The organism is Microbispora sp. NBC_01389 (assembly GCF_045040095.1).
Taxonomy (GTDB): domain Bacteria; phylum Actinomycetota; class Actinomycetes; order Streptosporangiales; family Streptosporangiaceae; genus Microbispora.
This window is the reverse complement of record NZ_CP109552.1, coordinates 5,295,439-5,316,520: the sequence shown is the minus strand read 5'-3', so window position 1 is coordinate 5,316,520 and position 21,082 is coordinate 5,295,439. Positions and strand designations below refer to the sequence as shown.

1 protein-coding gene is annotated in these 21,082 nt (G+C 73.7%); it reads right to left on the bottom strand.

From position 1 onward, the window contains the following. Positions 1–2: 2 nt before the first annotated feature. Positions 3–21,074 (bottom strand): SDR family NAD(P)-dependent oxidoreductase, encoded by a 21,072-nt coding sequence (locus OG344_RS23535; RefSeq protein ID WP_405084930.1) that lies wholly within the window; start codon positions 21,072–21,074, stop codon positions 3–5. Positions 21,075–21,082 lie beyond the last annotated feature (8 nt).

Genomic DNA, 21,082 nt, shown 5'->3' with positions numbered 1-21,082 from the left:
CCTCACAATTCCTGCGTCATATCGTCGAGTTCCAGGCCCTGGAACGCCATGTTGATGAGACTCTCGGCGTCCATTTCGTCAATGGACGCCGTGGGTGCCGAATCGGCCGATTCGGCGGACTCGGCGCGGGCTCCGCCGAGTTCCAGCAGGGTGTCCAGCAGGCCCGCGTCGCGGAGCCTGCTCAGGGGGATCGCGTTCAGGATCCGGCGGACCTGTTCCTCGGTGTCCGCCGAGCCGTTCCGCCCGTCCGCGTCGGTCGCGAGTTCGCGGTCGAGGTGGGCGGTGAGCACGAGCGCGTTCGGGTAGTCGAAGACCAGCGTCGCCGGCAGGCGCAGCCCGGTGACCGTGTTCAGTCCGTTGCGGAATTCGACGGCCGACAGCGAGTCGAAGCCGAGCTCGCCGAATGCCCGGTCCGGCTCGATCGCCTCCGAGCCGCTGTGCCCGAGCACCAAGGCGGCCTGGGTGCGCACGATGTCGAGCAGCGCCGCCTGGCGTTCGGCCTCGGACAGACCGGCCAGGCTGCTCCGCAGGGCGGCGGCGGCCGACGCGCTTCCCGTGCCGCGCCGAGCCGGGCGGCGTACGAGGCCGCGCAGCAGGGCCGGCGGCTCGGTGCCGGCCGCGACCGCGGCCAGGTCGAGCCGGATCGCCACCACCGTGGCCGCGTCCCCGGCGCAGGCGAGGTCGAACAGCGCGAGGCCCTGCTCCTCCGTCAGCGGTTCCACACCGGTACGGCTGAGCCGCTGCCGGTCGGCGTCGGTCAGTCCCCCGCCGATGCCGCCTTCGTCGTCCCAGAGGCCCCAGGCCTGCGACTGCGCGGTCAGCCCGGCGGCCCGGCGGTGCAGCGCCAGCGCGTCGAGGAAGGCGTTCGCGGCGGCGTAGCTGCCCTGACCGGGGTTGCCGAACACACCGGCGGCCGAGGAGAACAGCACGAACGCCGATAGGTTCCGGTCGGCGGTCAGTTCGTGCAGGTTCAGCGCGGCGTCGACCTTGGCGCGCAACACGTGGTCCACACGCTCGGGGGTGAGCGAGGAGATCACGCCGTCGTCGAGCACACCGGCGATGTGCACGACGCCGGTGACGTCCACCGTCGACAGGAGCCCGGCGAGCGCGGGACGGTCGGCGGTGTCGCAGGCGGCGACCGTCACGTCGGCGCCCAGCGCGGCCAGTTCGTCGCGCAGCTCGGCGGCCCCCGGGGCGGCGAGGCCGCGGCGGCTGGTCAGCAGCAGGCGCGTCACGCCGTACCGCGTGACCAGGTGCCGGGAGACGAGCCGGCCCAGTGTGCCGGTCGCGCCGGTGACCAGGACGGTGTCGTCAGGTCCGAAGGACGCGGCGGGTGTGCCACCCTCGGCGGGGACCGGCGGCCGGGCGAGCCTCGCGGCGTGCGTCACGCCGTCGCGCACGACGATCTGCGGCTCGTCCGCCGCCAGAACGGTCGCGAGGTCGGCCGAGTCGTCGGTGTCCAGCAGCAGGATCCGGCCCAGGTTCTCCGACTGCGCGGACCGCACCAGCCCCCAGACCGCGGCGCCCGCGAGATCGGCGGAGTCCTCTCCCGGCAGTGGTACGGCGCCCCGCGTCGTCACGGCCAGCGTCGAACCGGCGAACCGGGGATCGGCCGCCCAGGCCTGCAGTACGGCGAGCGCCTGGTGCGTCGCGGCCCGCACCGCCGCCGCGTCGCAGCCGCGGCCGGCGTCCAGCACGACCACCTCCGGAGGCACGGCGTCGTCGGCCACATCGGCCCAGGCCGCCCACGACACGGGGACCGCCGCCGGGGCTGCGGCGATCGGCGTCCAGGACAGCTGGAAGAGCGAGTCGCCCGCGCCCGGCTCCGCCGCGCGAAGCTGCTCGGTCGACGTCGCGCGCAGGGTCAGGGACTCGACCGACGCCACGGGCACGCCGTACCGGTCGGTGATCTCCATCGACAGCGAGGTGTCGCTCAGCCAGGTCAGCCGCACGCGCAACGCGTCGGCTCCGGCCGCGTGCAGCACGACCCCGCGCCAGGCGAAGGGCAGCAGCGCCTGCTCGCGGTCGGCCGCGCCGTCCGGAGGCACGAGACCCAGCCCGTGCAGCGCGGCGTCCAGCAGCGCCGGGTGCACGCCGAACGCGGCGGCGTCCTCCCGCGCCTGCGCCGGAAGCTCCACCTCCGTGAAGATCTCCTCGCCGCGCCGCCACGCCGTCTTCAGGCCCTGGAACGTCGGGCCGTAGCCGTAGCCGCGCTCGTGCAGGATGTCGTACGCGTCGCTCACGTCCACCGGGGTCGCGTCGGCCGGGGGCCACTGCAGGTGTCCGGTGGAGGCGGTGGGCGCGGAAGCCGTCAGGGTTCCTTCGGCGTGGAGCGTCCACGCCTCGTCCGCCGGAGCGTTCTCCCTGCGGGAGTAGACCGCGACCGTACGCCGGTCGGCCTCGTCGGCGGCGCCGACCACGACCTGCACCTGCATCCCGCGATCACGCGAGCCGGGATCGCCGGCGGGCAGCAGCAGCGGCGCGGCCAGGGTCAGCTCCTCCAGGACGGCGCAGCCGACCTGGCTTCCCGCCGCGACCGCCAGCTCCACGAAGCCCGTGCCGGGGAACAGGATGTTGTCCAGCACCTGGTGGTCTACCAGCCAGGGGTGCGTACGGACCGACAGCCGGCCGGTGAACGAGACCCCGTCCGAGTCGGGGGCGGGGATCGCGGCACCGAGCAGCGGGTGCTCGACGCGCTCCAGGCCCATCGCCGCCGCGTCCACGCCCTCCTGCTCGTGTTCGAGCCAGTAGAACTCGCGCTGGAAGGCGTAGGTGGGCAGATCGACCCGGCGGGCGCCGGTCTCGGCGTAGAAGGCCTGCCAGTCGACCGGCACGCCGGCGGTGTGCAACTGACTCAGGGCCGCGACGACCGTGCCCGGCTCGGGGCGTCCGGCCCGCATGGTGGCCGTGAAGACCGCGCTGTCTGCCTCGTCGAGGGTCTGCTGGGCCATCGCGGTCAGCACCGCGTCCGGCCCCAGCTCAACGAACCGCGTCACCCCCTGCTCAGCCAGGGTGGTCACGGCGTCGGCGAACCGCACCGCACCCCGCACCTGACCCACCCAATACTCAGCGGTCCCGAACTCGGTGTCGGCCAGGCCGCCGGTGACCGTGGACACGATCGGGATCGACGGCCGCCCATAGTCCAGGGACTCCGCCACTTCGGCGAAGTCGGCGAGCATCGGCTCCATCAGCTGGGAGTGGAAGGCGTGGGAGACCCGCAACCGGCGCGTCTTCCTCCCCTGCTCCGCCAACCGCGCCGCCAAAGCCAGCACCGGGCCCTCCTGCCCGGACACCACCACCGCGCGCGGCCCGTTGACCGCCGCGATGTCCACCCCGCCCGTCAACAGCGGGATCACCTCGTCCTCGGTCGCCTGAACCGCGACCATCGCCCCACCCGCAGGGAGCGCCTGCATCAACCGGCCCCGCGCCGCCACCAGACGGCACGCGTCCGGAAGCGACAACATCCCCGCCACATGCGCGGCGGCCAGCTCACCCACCGAATGACCGACCAGGTAATCCGGCCGCACCCCCCACGAGGTCAGGAGGCGGAACAGGGCCACCTCCACCGCGAACAACCCCGCCTGCGCGTACGCCGTCTGATCGGCCGCCTCGGCGTCGGAGCCCCAGATCACCTCCCCCAACGGCCGATCCAGATGCGCATCCAGCGCGTCCGCGACCGCGTCAAACGCTTCGGCGAACACCGGGAACGCCGCGTGCAGCTCCCGGCCCATGCCCAGGCGCTGGGCGCCCTGACCGGTGAACAGCACACCGACCTTCCCCGAAGATCGGGCGACACCCTGCACCACCCCAGGAACGGTGCGGCCCTCCGCCACCGCCGCCAGCCCCGCCAACAGGGCGGCCCTGTCCCCACCGGTGACCACCGCACGCCGCTCGAACGCCGCCCGCGTCATCGCCAGCGACAACCCGACATCCGCGACACTCAGAGCGGGGCGGTCCTGCACGAAGCCAAGCACCCGCGCCGCCTGACCGGCCAACGCGTCCGCCGTCTTCCCCGACACCACCCACGCCACCGGCGTTGCGGCCTCTGGCTGCGAGTCGTCGGCGCCATCGGCGAGCACCACCACACCCTGGACCATGTCCGGAGAGGGTGCCTCGGTGGGAGTGACATCGGCTGCGGCGAGGTCGGCAGGGGCCTGCTCGATGATGACGTGGGCGTTGGTCCCGCTGATACCGAACGACGACACCGCCGCCCGGCGTGGACGGTCCACCTCCGGCCACGGCATCGCCTCGGTCAGCAACCGGACCTGACCGGCCGACCACTCCACGTGCGGGGACGGCTCGTCCACGTGCAACGTCCTCGGCAGCACCCCGTGCCGGATCGCCTGCACCATCTTGATGACCCCGCCCACACCGGCCGCCGCCTGCGCGTGCCCGATGTTCGACTTCAGCGACCCCAGCCACAACGGCCGATCCTCCGGGCGCTCCTGCCCGTAAGTCGCCAGCACCGCCTGCGCCTCGATCGGATCACCGAGGGAGGTCCCGGTGCCGTGACCCTCGACCACGTCCACGTCCCGCACCGACAAGCGGGCGTTCGCCAGCGCCTGGCGGATCACCCGCTCCTGCGACGGACCGTTCGGAGCGGTCAGCCCGTTGGACGCGCCGTCCTGGTTCACCGCCGTACCGCGAACGACCGCGAGCACCCGGTGGCCGAGCCGGCGCGCGTCCGACAGCCGCTCGACCAGGAGCACACCACAGCCCTCGGCCCACGCCGTGCCGTTCGCGCCGGCGCCGTACGCGCGGCACCTGCCGTCGGGCGACAGTCCCCGCTGGCGGGAGAACTCGATGAAGGTGTCGGGGGTGGCCATCACCGCCACACCACCGACCAGCGCCAGCGAGCACTCCCCCGACCGGAGCGCCTGCCCGGCCAGGTGCAGCGCCACCAGTGAGGAGGAACACGCGGTGTCGATCGTCACCGAGGGGCCTTCGAACCCGAAGACATAGGACACGCGGCCGGAGGCGATCGACCCGGTGTTCGCGTTGGCGGCGTAGTCGTGGTACATCATCCCCGCGAACACCCCGGTCGCCGACCCCCGCAGCGACCCCGGGTCGATCCCGGCCCGCTCCATCGCCTCCCATGAGGTCTCCAGCAGCAACCGCTGCTGCGGGTCCATCGTCAGCGCCTCGTTCGGCGAGATCCCGAAGAAGGCCGCGTCGAACTCCGCCGCCTCGTGCAGGAACCCGCCCGACTTCACATAGCTGGTGTTCGGACGCCTGCCCTCGGGGTCGAAGATCTCCTCGATGTTCCAGCCGCGGTTGACCGGCAGGTCGGAGATCGCGTCCACCCCGCCCGCGACCAGGCGCCACAGGTCCTCGGGCGAGGTCACCCCGCCCGGATAGCGGCACGCCATGCCCACGATCGCCAGCGGCTCGTCGGCCGAGCCGGCCGTGGCCGCGACCGCCGTACGCCGGGTGTCTGCGCCGACCACCTCGGCCGCGATGTGCTCGGCGACCGCGAGCGCGTTGGGGTAGTCGAAGACCAGCGAGGCCGGCAGCCGCAGTCCGGTGGCCGCGTTCAGTCCGTTGCGGAGTTCCACGGCGGACAGCGAGTCGAAGCCCAGCTCACCGAAGGCCCGGTCGGGCTCGATCGCCTCGACCCCGGCATGTCCGAGGACGGCGGCCGCCTGCGTACGCACGATGTCGAGAGCGGCGGCGACCCGCTCGGCCGCGGTCAGTCCGGCGAACCTCTCCCGTACGGCGGATGACGCGCCGCCGGCCGCGGCGGCCACCCGGCGGGTGGGCACGCGGACGAGCGTGCGGAAGAGCGACGGGAGCTCCGCTCCCGCTTCGGCGAGCGCGGCGAAGTCCAGCCGGATCGGCACCAGCGTGCCGGAGTCCACGGTGCACGCGACGTCGAACAGCTCCAGCCCCTGCTGAGCCGACAGGGGCTCCACCCCGTTGCGGCTCAGCCGCTGCCGGCCGGTGTCGCCCAGCTCACCGGCCATCCCGGCGTCGTCGGCCCACAGTCCCCAGGCCAGCGACTGGGCGGTGAGACCGGCCGCCCGGCGGTGCGCGGCCAGCGCGTCCAGGAACGCGTTCGCCGCGGCGTAACTGCCCTGACCCGGCGTGCCGAAGACTCCCGACGCCGAGGAGAACAGCACGAACGCCGACAACTCACGATCACGCGTCAGCTCGTGCAGGTTCAGCGCCGCGTCCACCTTCGGACGCAGCACCCGGTCCACCCGCTCCGGAGTCAACGACCCGATCACACCGTCGTCCAGCACACCCGCCAGATGTACGACTCCTGCCAGCGGATGCTCCGCCGGGATGCCTGCCAGCACTCCCGCGAGCGAGGCACGATCAGCGGCGTCGGCCGCCACCACCGACACCCGCGCACCGAGATCCTCCAGCTCGCCGACCAGGTCGGCGGCGCTCTCGGCCGATGCGCTCCTGCTGGTCAGCAGCAGACGACGCACCCCGTGCGCCACCACCAGATGCCGCGCCACCAACCGGCCCAGCATCCCCGTGCCACCCGTGACCAGCACCGTCCCCTCGGCGGAGAACGACGTCACCGGCTCGACCTCAGTGGTCGCGGCGGGCACGCGGACCAGCCGGGGCGCGTACGCGGCTCCGTCGCGGAGCGCCACCTGCGGTTCGCCGAAGGCCATGACGGCGCCGACGTCCACGCTGTCGTCCGCGCTCTCGTGCAGGTCGGCGAGGACGATCCGGTCGGGGTGCTCCCGCTGCGCGGTCCGCACCAGCCCCCAGACGGCCGCGCCGGCGAGGTCGGTCACGTCGTCCGCGCCGGGCAGCGGGGCGACCGCCCCCCGGGTGACGACCAGCAATCTGCTGTCGGCGAACCGCTCGCCGGCCGCCCACTCCTGCAGCGCGGCCAGCACCTGGTGGGTCGTGGCTCTGACCGCCGCGGCCTCGTCCGCGGAAGCCCCGCCCGAGTCGCCGGAGGGCACCCGGAGCACGATGGCATCCGGCACCGTCGGCGCGGCCGGGTCAAGGGCCGCCCAGTCGGCGTACGTCAGGGAGACGGCCGACGGCGTCGGCATCTTGGTCCAGTCGACCCGGTAGAGCGAGTCGTGCAGTTGCGCGGGCCGCAGCTGTTCCGGCGCGACCGGCCGCGACGTGAGCGACCGTACGGCGGCGACCGGCGCTCCCTCGGCGTCCGCGATCTCCAGGGAGAAGGCGTTCGGCCCCGCGGGCGTCAGCCGGACGCGCAGCGCCGTCGCGCCGACGGCGCTCAGCGACACGCCCGCCCAGGAGAACGGCAGCATCGTGGGGCCGCCGTCGGTGTCGTCCCCGCCGAAGTGCAGCGCGTGCAGTGCCGCGTCGAACAGCGCGGGGTGGAGTCCGAAGAGGGTGGCGTCCTGGTGTTCGTGGTCGGGCAGGGCGACTTCGGCGTACAGTTCCTCGCCGTGCCGCCAGGCCGCGCGCAGTCCCTGGAAGGCCGGGCCGTAGCCGTAGCCGCGCTCGTTGAGGATCGGGTAGGCGTCGGTGAGGTCCACCGCGGTGGCCTCGGCCGGAGGCCACTGGCTCAGGTCCACACCATTCTGCGCGGTCTCGGAGGCCAGGACGCCTTCGGCGTGCAGCGTCCAGGGCAGGTCGGCGGGGGCCTGCGCGGCCCGCGAGTAGATCGCCACCGTACGGCGGCCGTCGCCGTCGGCGGCGCCGACCACCACCTGCACCTGCACCGCGCCCTCACCGGACCCGGCCGCCGGCAGCACCAGCGGCGCCGCCAGCGTCAACTCCTCCACCTGGCCGCACCCGGTGTGCTCGGCCGCGTGCAGCGCCAGCTCCACCAGACCGGTCCCCGGCAACAACACACTCCCGAACACCTGATGATCGGCCAACCACGGATGACTCCGTACGGACAGCTGACCGGTGAAGACCACGCCTCCGGACTCGGGCAGCGGGAGGACGGCGCCCAGCAGAGGATGCTCGACGGCCTCCAGCCCGGCCGAGGAGAGGTTGCCGATGTGGTCGGCCACCCAGGACTCGGACAGGTAGTCGATCGGGTTAAGCCAGTAGCGCTCGCGCTGGAAGGCGTAGGTGGGCAGGTCGACCCGGCGGGCGCCGGTCTCGGCGTAGAAGGCCGGCCAGTCGACCGGCACTCCGGCGGTGTGCAACTGGCCGAGGGCCGCGACGACGGTGCCCGCCTCGGGCCGCTCGGCCCGCATGGTCGCGGCGAAGACCGTGCTGTCGGCCTCGTCGAGGGTCTGCTGGGCCATCGCGGTCAGCACCGCGTCCGGGCCGAGCTCGACGAACCGGGTCACGCCCTGGGCGGCCAGGGTGGTGACGGCGTCGGCGAACCGGACCGCACCCCGCACCTGGCCCACCCAGTACTCCGGGGTGCCGAACTCGTTATCGGCGAGGCCGCCGGTGACCGTGGACACGATCGGGATCGACGCCCGCCCGTAGTCCAGGGGCTCCGCCACGGTCTGGAAGTCGGCGAGCATCGGCTCCATCAGGTGCGAGTGGAAGGCGTGGGAGACCCGCAACCGGCGCGTCTTCCTGCCCTGCTCCGCCAACTGCGCCGCCAGAGCGAGGACCGGGGCTTCCTGCCCGGAGACCACCACCGCGCGCGGGCCGTTGACCGCCGCGATGTCCACCCCGCCTGTCAGCAGAGGCAGTACCTCTTCTTCGGTGGCCTGCACGGCGACCATCGCCCCACCCGCAGGGAGCGCCTGCATCAGCCGGCCCCGCGCCGCGACCAGACGGCACGCGTCCGGAAGCGACAACATCCCCGCCACATGCGCGGCGGCCAGCTCACCCATCGAGTGACCGGCCAGGTAGTCCGGCCGCACCCCCCACGAGGTCAGGAGGCGGAACAGCGCCACCTCCACCGCGAACAACCCCGCCTGCGCGTACGCCGTCTGATCGACCGCCTCGGCGTCGGAGCCCCAGATCACCTCACGCAACGGCCGATCCAGATGCGCATCCAGCGCGTCCGCGACCGCGTCAAACGCTTCGGCGAACACCGGGAACGCCGCGTGCAGTTCGCGGCCCATGCCCAGGCGCTGGGCGCCCTGACCGGTGAACAGCACACCGACCTTCCCGGTGGAGCGGGCGACACCCTGCACCACCCCAGGAACGGTGCGGCCCTCCGCCACCGCCGCCAGCCCCGCCAGCAGGGCGGCTCTGTCCCCACCGGTGACCACCGCACGCCGCTCGAACGCCGCCCGCGTCATCGCCAGCGACAACCCGACATCCGCGACACTCAGAGCGGGGCGGTCCTGCACGAAGCCAAGCACCCGCGCCGCCTGCCCGGCCAGCGCGTCCGCCGTCTTCCCCGACACCACCCACGCCACCGGAGCCACCGAGCCCACCGGAGTTCCGGCCTGGGCCTCACCGTCGGCGGGGACCAGAGCGGTGCCATCGCCGGACACCGACCCAGTGGCAGCGCCGGCGAGCACCACACCCTCACCCTCCACTGCGGCGGCAGACTGCCCGCTCTCGGCCAGGACCAGAGTGGTGCCATCGGACACCTCGGCCGTGGACGAGGAGACGGTGCCGGTGAGCAGCGCCGGAGAGGGCGACTCGGCGAGAGTGACATCAGCGGCGAGGTCGGCGGGGGCCTGCTCGATGATGACGTGGGCGTTCGTGCCGCTGATGCCGAACGACGACACCGCCGCGCGGCGCGGGCGGTCCACCTCCGGCCACGGCATCGCCTCGGTCAGCAACCGGACCTGGCCGGCCGACCACTCGATGTGCGGGGACGGCTCGTCCACGTGCAGCGTCTTGGGCAGCACCCCGTGCCGGATCGCCTGCACCATCTTGATGACCCCGCCGACACCCGCGGCGGCCTGGGCGTGACCGATGTTCGACTTCAGCGATCCCAGCCACAACGGCCGATCCTCCGGGCGCTCCTGCCCGTAGGTCGCCAGCACCGCCTGCGCCTCGATCGGATCACCGAGAGTGGTGCCGGTGCCGTGACCCTCGACCACGTCCACGTCGCTCACCGACAAGCGGGCGTTCGCGAGCGCCTGGCGGATCACCCGCTCCTGCGACGGACCGTTCGGAGCGGTCAGCCCGTTCGACGCGCCGTCCTGGTTCACCGCCGTACCCCGCACCACGGCCAGCACCCGGTGGCCGAGCCGGCGCGCGTCCGACAACCGCTCCACCAGCAGCACACCACAGCCCTCGGCCCACGCCGTGCCATCCGCGCCCGCCGCGAACGACCGGCACCGCCCATCCGGCGACAACCCCCGCTGGCGGGAGAACTCGATGATCGCCTCCGGCGTGGCCATCACCGCCACACCACCCACCAACGCCAGCGAACACTCACCGGATCGCAGCGCCTGCCCGGCCAGGTGCAACGCCACCAGCGACGACGAACACGCGGTGTCGACCGTGACCGACGGGCCCTCGAACCCGAACACGTACGACACCCGGCCCGAAGCGATCGACCCGGTGTTCGCGTTCGCGGCGTAGTCGTGATACATCATCCCGGCGAACACCCCGGTCGCCGACCCCCGCAACGCGCCCGGGTCGATGCCCGCCCGCTCCATCGCCTCCCACGAGGTCTCCAGCAGCAACCGCTGCTGCGGATCCATCACCAGCGCCTCATTCGGCGAAATCCCGAAGAACCCCGCGTCGAACTCCGCCGCCTCGTGCAGGAACCCACCCGACTTCACATAACTGGTGTTCGGCCGCTCCCCACTCGGATCGAACAACCCCTCCACATCCCAGCCACGATCAGCCGGCCAATCCGAAATCGCGTCCACACCATCGGACACCAGCCGCCACAAATCCTCCGGCGAGGCCACCCCACCCGGATAACGGCACGCCATGCCCACGATCGCCAGCGGCTCGTCGGCCGAGCCGGCCGTGGCCGCGACCGCCGTACGCCTGCTGTCCGCGCCGGCCACCTCGGCGGCGATGTGCTCGGCGACCACCAGCGCGTTGGGATAGTCGAACACCAGCGACGCCGGCAGCCGCAGCCCGACCTGGGCGTTCAGCGCGTTGCGGAACTCGACCGCCGACAGCGAGTCGAAGCCCAGCTCGCCGAACGCCCGATCGGGCTCGATCGCCTCCGCCCCGGCGTGCCCCAGCACGGCAGCCGCCTGCGTACGCACGATGTCCAGCAGCGCCGCCACGCGGTCCGCTTCGGACAGCGGCGCCAGTCGCTCGACCAGTCGCGCCGCCGCCGCGGGAAGTCCGGCCGCGCTTCTGCGGGCCGGTCGCCGGACCAGGCCGCCCAGCAGCGCCGGCGCCTCCGAGCCGGCCGCGGCGAGCGCGGTGAGGTTCAGCCGGATCGGCACCACCGCGGCGGCGTCCGAGGCGCAGGCCGCGTCGAACAGTTCCAGCCCTTGCTCCGCCGACAGCGGCTCCACACCGGTGCGGCTCAGCCGCTGCCGCTCGACGGCGGTCAGCTCACCACCCATGCCGCCCTGGGCGTCCCAGAGACCCCAGGCCAGCGACTGGGCGGCGAGTCCGCCCGCCTGGCGGTGCGCGGCCAGCGCGTCCAGGAACGCGTTCGCCGCGGCGTAGCTGCCCTGACCCGGCGTGCCGAAGACTCCCGACGCCGAGGAGAACAGCACGAACGCCGACAACTCACGATCACGCGTCAGCTCGTGCAGGTTCAGCGCCGCGTCCACCTTCGGACGCAGCACCCGATCCACCCGCTCCGGCGTCAACGACCCGATCACACCGTCGTCCAGCACACCCGCCATGTGCACCACCGCCGAGACGTCCACCCCGGCCAGCAGAGCGGCCAGCGCGTCACGATCGGCCACATCACACGCCACCACCGACACCTCGGCGCCGAGCCCGGCGAGCTCACCGATCAGATCGGCGGCGCTCTCGGCCGAGGCACTCCTGCTGGTCAGCAGCAGACGACGCACCCCGTGCGCCACCACCAGATGCCGCGCCACCAACCGGCCCAGCATCCCCGTGCCACCCGTGACCAGCACCGTCCCCTCGGCGGAGAACGACGTCACCGGCTCGGTCTCAGCGGTCGCGGCGGGCACCCGGACCAGGCGGGCCGCGTAGATCACCCCGTCGCGGACCACGACCTGCGGCTCGCCCAACGCCACCACGACCGGCACGTCCACCGAACCGTCGGTGTCCACCAGAACCACCCGGCCGGACAACTCCGACTGCGCCGAACGCACCAACCCCCACACCGCGGCACCGGCCAGATCGGTCACATCCTCACCCGGCAGCCCCACGGCACCCGACGTGACCACCGCCAGCACCGCATCCGCCGACGACTCCTCCCCCGGCCACGACCGCAACGCCGACAACACCGCATGCGTCGCCCTGCGCACCGCATCCGCCGACACACCCGCTTCAGAGCGGACCACGACCACCTCGGCCGGGCCGGCCGGGTCGATCGGGGTGGTGACCGGTGACGCGCCGCCGATCGGCGCCCACGAGAGGCGGAACAGCGGGGCGGCCTGCCGCGATCCGGCCGCGTCGAGCCCACCGGCCGGGATCGTCCGTACGGTCAGCGACTCGACCGACGCGACCGGGGCACCGGTGTGGTCGGCGACGGCGATGCGCACCGCGTCCGGGCCGACCGTCGTGACCCGGACACGCACCGCCTGCGCGCCGGTCGCGTGCAGAGTGACCCCCGCCCACGAGAAGGGCAGCGCCGCCTCCTCGCCGATCACGCTGGTCAGCCCGATGGCGTGCAGGCACGCGTCCAGCAGCGCCGGGTGGATCCCGAACCGATCGGCCTCCTCCCGTACGGACTCGGGGAGCGCCACCTCGGCGAAGACGTCGTCACCGCGCCGCCAGGCCGTCTTCAGGCCCTGGAAGACGGGTCCGTACGTGATTCCGGCCTCGGCCAGGTCGGCGTACAGGCTGCCGATGTCGACCGGGACGGCGCCGGCGGGGGGCCATTCGGACTCCGCCGCCGGCGGCTCCGGCACGCCCGGGACCAGCAGTCCGGTGGCGTGGCAGACCCACGGGGCGTCGACGTCCTCGCTCCGTGAGTGGACGCTGACCGCCCGGCGGCCCGACTCGTCGGCGGCGCCGACGGAGACGCGCACCGGGACGCCGCTTTCGGGCAGCACCAGCGGAGCCTGCAGGGTCAGTTCTTCAAGCACCTCGCAGCCGACCTGGTCACCGGCGCGGATCGCCATCTCGACGAAGCCGGTGCCGGGGAACACCACGTTGCCGAGAACCTGATGGTCGGCCAGCCAGGCCTGCGTGCGGGAGGACAGCCGCCCGGTCAGCACCACGCCGTCCGACTCCGGCGACGTGACGACGGCACCCAGCAGCGGGTGGTCCGCCGAGTCCAGGCCCGCCGACGCGATGTCGGCCACCCCTGCCGAGGCCCCGGCCCATGCTTCCCTCCAGTAGTCGAGGGTGTCGAGCCAGTAGGACTCGCGCTGGAAGGCGTAGGTGGGCAGGTCGACCCGGCGGGCGCCGGTGTCGGCGTAGAAGGCCTGCCAGTCGACCGGCACGCCGGCGGTGTGGAGCTGGCCGAGGGCCGCGACGACCGTGCCCGCCTCGGGCCGCTCGGCCCGCATGGTCGCGGTGAACACCGCGCCGTCGGCCGCCTCCTCGAGGGTCTGCTGGGCCATCGCGGTCAGCACCGCGTCCGGCCCCAGCTCCACGAACCGCGTCACCCCCTGCTCAGCCAGGGTGGTCACGGCGTCGGCGAACCGCACCGCGCCCCGCACCTGGCCCACCCAATACTCGGCGGTGCCGAACTCGGTGTCGGCGAGGCCGCCGGTGACCGTGGACACGATCGGGATGGACGCCCGCCCGTAGTCCAGGGGCTCCGCCACGGTCTGGAAGTCGGCGAGCATCGGCTCCATCAGGTGGGAGTGGAAGGCGTGGGAGACCCGCAACCGGCGCGTCTTCCTGCCCTGCTCCGCCAACTGCGCCGCCAGAGCGAGGACCGGGGCTTCCTGCCCGGAGACCACCACCGCGCGCGGCCCGTTGACCGCCGCGATGTCCACCCCGCCTGTCAGCAGAGGCAGTACCTCTTCTTCGGTGGCCTGCACGGCGACCATCGCCCCACCCGCAGGGAGCGCCTGCATCAACCGGCCCCGCGCCGCCACCAGACGGCACGCATCCGAGAGACTCAGCATCCCGGCCACATGCGCGGCGGCCAGCTCACCCACCGAATGACCGGCCAGATAGTCCGGCCGCACCCCCCACGACTCGACGAGGCGGAACAGCGCCACTTCCACCGCGAACAACCCCGCCTGCGCGTACGCCGTCTGATCGGCCGCCTCGGCGTCCGCGCCCCAGATCACCGCACGCAGCGGCCGATCCAGGTGCGCGTCCAGCTCGGTTGCCACGGCGTCGAACGCTTCGGCGAACACCGGGAACGCCGCGTGGAGTTCGCGGCCCATGCCCAGGCGCTGGGCGCCCTGACCGGTGAACAGCACACCGACCTTCCCCGAAGAGCGGGCGACACCCTGCACCACCCCAGGAACGGTGCGGCCCTCCGCCAGTGCCGCCAGCCCCGCCAACAGCCCGGCCCTGTCCCCACCGGTGACCACCGCCCGCCGCTCGAACGCCGCCCGCGTCGTCGCCAGCGACAACCCGACATCCGCGACGCTGAGGCCGGGGTGGTCCTGCACGAAGCCAAGCACCCGCGCCGCCTGCCCGGCCAACGCGTCCGGCGTCTTCCCCGACACCACCCACGCCACCGGCGTTGCGGCCCGGGACTCGTCCTCGTCAGCCTCTTCGGCAACACCGGCGAGCAGGGCCGGGGCGGGAACCGGGGAGGGGACCTCGGCGGCGAGGTCGGCGGGGGCCTGCTCGATGATGACGTGGGCGTTGGTGCCGCTGATGCCGAACGACGACACCGCCGCGCGGCGCGGGCGGTCCACCTCCGGCCACGGCATCGCCTCAGTCAGCAGTTCGACCTGGCCGGCCGACCACTCCACGTGCGGGGACGGCTCGTCCACGTGCAGCGTCCTCGGCAGCACCCCGTGCCGGATCGCCTCCACCATCTTGATGACCCCGCCCACACCAGCGGCGGCCTGCGCGTGACCGATGTTCGACTTCAGCGACCCCAGCCACAGCGGCCGATCCTCCGGGCGGTCCTGCCCGTAAGTCGCCAGCACCGCCTGCGCCTCGATCGGATCACCGAGGGAGGTTCCGGTGCCGTGGCCCTCGACCACGTCCACGTCGCTCACCGACAACCTGGCGTTGGCCAGCGCCTGGCGGATCACCCGCTCCTGGGAGGGGCCGTTCGGCGCGGTCAGCCCGTTGGACGCGCCGTCCTGGTTCACCGCCGTACCGCGAACGACCGCGAGCACCCGGTGGCCGAGCCGCCGCGCGTCCGACAACCGCTCCACCAGCAGCACACCACAGCCCTCGGCCCACGCCGTGCCGTCCGCGCCCGCGCCGTACGCGCGGCAGCGGCCGTCGGGCGACAATCCCCGCTGGCGGGAGAACTCGATGAAGGCCTCCGGCGTGGCCATCACCGCCACACCACCCACCAGCGCCAGCGAACACTCCCCCGACCGGAGCGCCTGCCCGGCCAGGTGCAGCGCCACGAGCGACGACGAACACGCCGTGTCGACCGTCACCGACGGGCCCTCGAACCCGAAGACGTACGACACCCGGCCCGAGGCGATCGATCCGGTGCTGCTGTTCGCGGCGTAGTCGTGATACATCATCCCGGCGAACACCCCGGTCGCCGATCCCCGAAGCGACGCCGGGTCGATCCCGGCCCGCTCCATCGCCTCCCACGAGGTCTCCAGAAGCAACCGCTGCTGCGGATCCATCACCAGCGCCTCGTTCGGGGAGATCCCGAAGAACCCCGCGTCGAACTCCGCCGCCTCGTGCAGGAACCCACCGGACTTCACATAACTGGTGCCGGGCCGGGTGCCGTCGGGGTCGAAGAACTCGTCCACGTCCCAGCCGCGGTTCACCGGGAACTCGGAGATCGCGTCGACGCCGTCGGCGACAAGCCGCCACAGATCCTCCGGCGAGGACACCCCACCCGGATAACGGCACGCCATGCCAACGATCGCCAGCGGCTCGTCCGTCGCGTCCGTGGCGGAACGTACGGCGGTGATCTTCCGGCCCGCACCGGTGAGTTCGGCGGCGAGGTGGCGGGCGAGCGCGGTCGGCGACGGGTAGTCGAACACCAGCGAGGCGGGCAGCCGCAGGCCGGTCTCGGCGCTCAGCGCGTTGCGGAACTCCACCGCCGACAGCGAGTCGAAGCCGAACTCGCCGAAGGCCCGGTCCGGCTCGATCGCGTCGGTGGAGGCGAAGCCCAGCACCTGCGCCACGTGTCCGAGCACGAGCCGCAGAAGCATGGGCTGCCGCTCCTCCTCGGGCAGTTCGGCCAGCCGCCGCGCGAGCGCGCCGTCGGCGGATCCCGCCCCGGCGCTGCGCCGGCGGACCGCGGGGACGACGCCGCGCAGCAGGTGGGGCAGGTTCTCGGCCTGGGCGCGCAGGCCGGGCAGGTTCAGGGTCAGCGGCGCCAGCACCGGCTCGGCGGTCGTGCGGGCGGCGTCGAAGGCGGCCAACCCGGTCTCGGCGGTCAGCGGGACGAAGCCGCCCTGGGAGAAGCGCGACTGCTCCAGGGTGCCGGCCATGCCGGTCGCCCACGGGCCCCAGGCCAGCGACTGCGCCACCAGCCCGCCCGCGCGGCGGTGCGCGGCGAGGGCGTCCAGGAACGCGTTCGCCGCGGCGTAACTGCCCTGACCCGGCGTCCCGAACACTCCCGACGCCGAGGAGAACAGCACGAACGCCGACAACTCACGATCACGCGTCAGCTCGTGCAGGTTCAGCGCCGCGTCCACCTTCGGACGCAGCACCCGATCCACCCGCTCCGGCGTCAACGACCCGATCACACCGTCGTCCAGCACACCCGCCATGTGCACCACCGCCGAGACGTCCACCCCGGCCAGCAGAGCGGCCAGCGCGTCACGATCGGCCACGTCACACGCCACCACCGACACCTCGGCGCCGAGCCCGGCGAGCTCGTCGCGCAGTTCGGCGGCGCCGGGCGCCTCCGGGCCGCGGCGGCTGGCCAGCACCAGGCGGCGCACGCCGTGCCGGGCCACCAGGTGCCGGACCACGAGCTCGCCCAGCGCACCGGTGCCACCGGTGACCAGGACGGCTCCGTCGCCGAACCCGGCGGTCTCGGCGTCCCGAGCACCGGCCGGCACCCGGGCCAGGCGGGCCGCGTAGATCACCCCGTCGCGGACCACGACCTGCGGCTCGCCCGACGCCACCACGACCGGCACGTCCACCGAACCGTCGGTGTCCACCAAAACCACCCGGCCGGACACCTCCGACTGCGCCGAACGCACCAACCCCCAGACGGCAGCACCGGCCAGATCGGTCACATCCTCACCCGGCAGCCCCATGGCACCCGACGTGACCACCGCCAGCACCGCATCCGCCGGCGATTCCTCCCCCGGCCACGACCGCAACGCCGACAACACCGCATGCGTCGCCCCACGCACCGCATCCGCCGACACACCCGGCTCAGAGCGGACCACGACCACCTCGGCGGTCGACGGATGGGCCGCGCTCACCGGGAGGGGCGACCACTCCACCCGGTAAAGGTTCTCCGGCAGGGCCGGCGACGACGCCTGCTCGGCGGAGATCGGGCGCAGCGTCAGCGAGTCGGCCGACAGCACCGGCCGCCCGCTCGGGTCGGCGACGTCCAGCGTCACCGTCCCGGCGCCGGCCGGGGTCAGCCGTACGCGGACGGCGGGCGCTCCGGCGGCGTGCAGGGTGACCCGTGACCACGCGAACGGCACGACGGCCTGCTGCTCGAACAGCCCGGCGAAGGCCGCGGTGTGCAGGCAGGCGTCCAGCAGGGCCGGGTGGATGCCGAAGTCGGCGGCGGACGACGCCGCCTGCTCGGGCAGCGCGACCTCGGCGAACACCTCGTCGCCGGAGCGCCAGACGGCCCGCAGGCCCTGGAAGACCGGGCCGTAGCCGAGGCCGGCTTCGGCGAGGTCGCCGTACAGGTCGCCGAGTTCGACCGGCGCGGCCCCGGGCGGCGGCCACTCGGCCGACGCGTCTTCGGCGGGGGCGGCCCCGGCGGTCAGCACGCCTTCGGCGTGCAGGGTCCACGGCAGGTCCGTGCCCGGCTCGTCGAGACGGGAGTAGATCGCCACCGTGCGCGCCGGGGACGCGGCGTCCTGCGGGCCGAGCACCACCTGGATCCGGACGCCGCGGTGGACGGAGTCCGCCTCCGGCAGCGCCAGCGGCGCGTGCAGGTTCAGCTCGTCGAGCACGGCGCAGCCGACCTGGTCGCCGGCGCGGATCGCCAGTTCGACGAACGCCGTCCCGGGCACCAGGACCCGGCCCATGACGCGGTGGTCGGCGAGCCACGGCTGCGCGCGGGTGGACAGGCGGCCGGTGAGGATGACCTCCCCGGAGTCGGGCATCTGGACGACCGCGCCCAGCAGCGGATGCCCCGGGGCGTCCAGCCCGGCGGCCGCCACGTCGGCGGTCGGAGCGGCCTCCACCCAGTATCTGCGCCGCTGGAACGCGTACGTCGGCAGGTCCGCCCGCGTGGCGCCGCTCCCGGCGAAGACGGCCTGCCAGTCGACGGGAAGCCCGCTCGTGTGCAGCCCGGCGAGGGCGGCGATCATGGCGGCGGGCTCCGGCCGGTCCTTGCGGAGGGTCGGGAGGAGTGCGCCGGTTCCGGCGGTCTGCCGGGCCATCGCGGTCAGCACCGCGTCCGGGCCGAGCTCGACGAACCGGGTCACGCCCTGGGCGGCCAGGGTGCCGACGGCGTCGGCGAACCGCACCGCGCCCCGCACCTGCTCCACCCAGTAGCGCGCGGTCCCGAACCCCGAGTCGGCGAAGACGCCGGTGACAGTCGACACGATCGGGATCGACGGCCGCCCGTAGGTCAGCGACTCCGCCACTTCGGCGAAGTCGGCCAGCATCGGCTCCATCAGGTGGGAGTGGAAGGCGTGGGAAACCCGCAACCGGCGCGTCTTCCTGCCCTGCTCCGCCAACTGCGCCGCCAAAGCCAGCACCGGGGCTTCCTGCCCGGAGACCACCACCGCGCGCGGGCCGTTGACCGCCGCGATGTCCACCCCGTCCGTCAGCAGCGGGGTCACCTCGTCTTCGGTGGCCTCGACCGCGACCATCGCCCCGCCGGACGGCAGCGCCTGCATCAGCCGGCCCCGCGCCGCCACCAGCCGGCACGCATCGGCGAGCGACAGCATCCCCGCCACGTGCGCGGCGGCCAGCTCACCCACCGAATGACCGGCCAGGTAGTCCGGCCGCACCCCCCACGACTCGACGAGGCGGAACAGCGCCACCTCCACCGCGAACAGTCCGGCCTGCGCGTACGCCGTCTGATCGACCGCCTCGGCGGCCTCGCCCCAGATCACCGCACGCAACGGCCGATCCAGATGCGCGTCCAGCGCGTCCGCGACCGCGTCAAACGCCTCGGCGAACACCGGAAACGCCGCGTGCAGCTCCCGGCCCATGCCCAGGCGCTGGGCGCCCTGACCGGTGAACAGGAAGGCGGTGTCGCTCTCGGCCGCCGTGCCCCGCACGACGGCCGCCGAGGGCTCGCCCGCGCCGAGCTCGGCCAGGCCGCGCAGCACGGACTCCCGGTCGGCCGCCAGCACCACCGCCCGGTGCGCGAGCGCGGCCCGGCTCGTCGCCAGGGAGTAGCCGAGGTCGACGACGGACGTGTCCGGCGACCCGTCCAGGTGCTCCAGCAGCCGGGCGGCCTGGGCGCGCAGGGACTCGGCGTCGCGTGCCGAGACCGGCAGCGGCACGGGCGTCGCGGCCGGCCACGCGCGCGGGCTCACCGGAACGCTCTCCGCCTCCGGCTCGGCGGGGGGCGCCTCCTCCAGCACGACGTGGGCGTTGGTGCCGCTCACCCCGAACGACGAGACGCCCGCCCGGCGCGGCCGGTCGCCCGACGGCCACGGCCGCCGCTCGGTCAGCAGCCGGACGTGCCCCGCCGTCCAGTCCACGTGCGACGACGGCTCGGTGACGTGCAGGGTGCGCGGCAGCACGCCGTGCCGCATGGCCATGACCATCTTGATCACGCCGCTGACCCCGGCGGCGGCCTGCGCGTGGCCGATGTTGGACTTGACGGAGCCCAGCCACAGCGGCCGGTCGGCCGGCCGGTTCCTGCCGTAGGTGGCGAGCAGGGCCTGCGCCTCGATCGGGTCGCCGAGGGTCGTGCCGGTGCCGTGGCCCTCCACCGCGTCGACGTCCGCCGTGGTCAGCTCGGCGCCGGCGAGCGCGTCGCGGATCACCCGCTGCTGCGCCGGGCCGTTCGGCGCGGTGAGGCCGGTGCTGGCGCCGTCGGAGCCGACCGCGGAGCCGCGGATCACGGCCAGCACGTGGTGCCCGTTGCGCTGCGCGTCCGACAGGCGCTCCAGCAGCAGCAGACCGGCGCCCTCGGCCCAGCCGGTGCCGTCGGCGCTGTCGGAGAACGCCTTGCACCGGCCGTCCCGCGCGAGGCCGCTCTGCTTGCTCATCCCGATGAACGGGCCCGGCGTGGACATGACCATCACGCCGCCGGCCAGCGCGAGCGCGCACTCCCGGTTGCGCAGCGCCTGCGCCGCCAGGTGCAGCGCCACCAGGGACGACGAGCACGCGGTGTCGACTGTCAGGGTCGGCCCCTCCAGGCCGAGGGTGTAGGCCACCCGCCCGGAGATCACCGCGGACGCGGTGGCCGTGCCCAGGTAGGCCTCGGCCACCTCCGGCGCCGCGTCCAGCAGGCCCGCGTAGTCCTGCATGCCGGAGCCGACGAACACGCCGACCCGCTCGCCGCGTACGGAGTGCGGGTCGAGCCCGGCGCGCTCCAGCGTCTCCCAGGCGACCTCCAGCACCAGGCGCTGCTGCGGGTCCATGGCGAGGGCCTCGCGGGGCGCGATGCCGAAGAAGCCGGCGTCGAAGCCGGCCACGTCGGCGACGAAGCCGCCCTCCCGGACGTAGCTGCGCTCGGTGTCGAGGTCCCAGCCGCGGTCGACCGGGAACGGGCCGATGGCGTCGACCTCGTCGGCGACGAGCCGCCACAGCTCCTCGGGTGAGGTGACGCCGCCCGGATAACGGCAGCCCATGGCGACGATCGCGATGGGTTCGGTGGCATCGGCCTCCACCTGGCGCAGGCGCGAGCGGGTCTGGTGCAGGTCCGCCGTGACCTTGCGCAAATATTCAAGGAGCTTCTCGTCGTTGCCCATCAGCGAGT

What these genes read in the sequence shown, in the direction of transcription:
- OG344_RS23535 (WP_405084930.1), bottom strand. Translation starts at nt 21,074, where the DNA reads ATGGGCAACGACGAGAAGCTCCTTGAATATTTGCGCAAGGTCACGGCG.